This is a genomic window from Vibrio sp. 10N.237.312.B06 (genome assembly GCF_041464685.1).
GTDB lineage: Bacteria > Pseudomonadota > Gammaproteobacteria > Enterobacterales > Vibrionaceae > Vibrio > Vibrio tasmaniensis_A.
In genome coordinates this window covers 1-1,425 of sequence record NZ_JBFSPI010000195.1, presented here as the reverse complement: position 1 = coordinate 1,425, position 1,425 = coordinate 1, and the positions used below count along the sequence as shown (strand labels likewise).

The window sequence follows — 1,425 nt, the reverse complement described above, 5'->3', positions numbered from 1 at the left end:
TGTGTTACCGGTTTTATTGTTAATTTATAGACTCATCTAAGCGGAGAAGAGCCCCCTCTGTTAGATACGCCAGTTACAGACCCGTCGACGAGATTAAATTTTCTTTTCAGTGCCTTATTAACCTTATGGTAAAGTTGTGGCATATGGAGGGTTTATGGCAACAATATCACGTAAAGACAGAGCTTTATTAACGAAGTATTTTCAGATGGACGGTGGCTACGTCCTAGATTTTTCGAACAGAACCTTTGCCAACTTTTTTGAAGAATTTGAGATTGATATCGAAGATGAAAAGTATTATCTAAATTACTCTTCAGCTTCTAAAGGCAATCGAATGAAAGGCTTTTGGGATTTAGAAGACAATCAGACTGTTGGTAATGTTCTATTGGGTTTAATTGAGCACTACGACGAACAAAGAGCTAATAGCTATAACGGCAATCAAAATCATAGTGATAAGCTACGAGAGAAGTGCCTAAAAATTGGTAATGAGCTGGTCAGTGGTACTTATGAACCGGACATTAAGCCTGGTGCTAGACTAGCGCAACAGCATAAAACAACTCGACCAACCAAGCAGTTTAGCCAAGCTGAATTAGAGAGCATTTTTGCATTGCCTACTGAGTCAGTGCAATCAACTCAAATCCCACAATCTACACAGTCAGTGCAAGTTGCTCAGCCTTCTCAAACTGTTAGCACACCTGCTCAGGCGTTGAATTTTGACCCACCTAGCAAGCCGCGAGTCTTTATCGTTCATGGTCATGATGATGTGCTTAGGTTAGAAGTCGAAAACTTCATTAGAAAAGTAGGTTTAGATCCTATTGTGCTGATGGACCAAGCCAGTGGTGGTAGCACTATAATCGAAAAGATTGAAAGATGTGGTGATGCTGACTTTGCTGTTGTTTTGTATACACCATGTGATTTAGGTAAGCACAAGAATGCTAGTGAATTGAATGGTCGTGCTCGTCAAAATGTTGTTTTTGAACATGGTTACTTCATTGCAAGACTCGGTAGACAGAAAGTAGCAGCCATTGTCAAGCAAGGTGTAGAAATCCAAAACGACATTCAAGGCGTTGTCTACATCGGTGCTGAGCTTGATTGGCGCACAAGCCTCTTGAAAGAGTTTCATCAAGCTAAGTTGAATTTTAATCCTTCTGGCCTTTATACAAGCTAGCTAATAGGTATAAGCCCTAGCTATCAATTGGGGCTTTAAATTGGAGCTAATAAGGTCAGGCCTTGCCTGTTGGTGTTTTTCCGTATTCGCGTTACATATTTGTGTCCAGAACCATCATAGTTGGCACTTCTTAACTCAGAAGTGCCCCAAAGTTTGTTTCAGCGCATTCGTTCTAACGGCAGTTTAGCTGATTTTGCTATACTCCAACGGCTCTTCTCCGCTTAGATGAGCTTGATTTCTGGGTAAATGGTAGAGTGAGT

General features: G+C 40.9%; 1 protein-coding gene. It reads left to right on the top strand.

Annotation, left to right across the window (positions count from 1 at the left end; all coding sequences use genetic code 11):
- Positions 1–154 precede the first annotated feature (154 nt).
- Positions 155–1,165: a TIR domain-containing protein gene (locus AB6C75_RS23480; protein WP_372109513.1), complete on the top strand. Its 1,011-nt coding sequence runs from the start codon at positions 155–157 to the stop codon at positions 1,163–1,165.
- Positions 1,166–1,425: the final 260 nt, after the last annotated feature.

Coding starts and splice junctions, on each gene's coding strand:
- AB6C75_RS23480 (WP_372109513.1), top strand. CDS start 155: ATGGCAACAATATCACGTAAAGACAGAGCTTTATTAACGAAGTATTTT.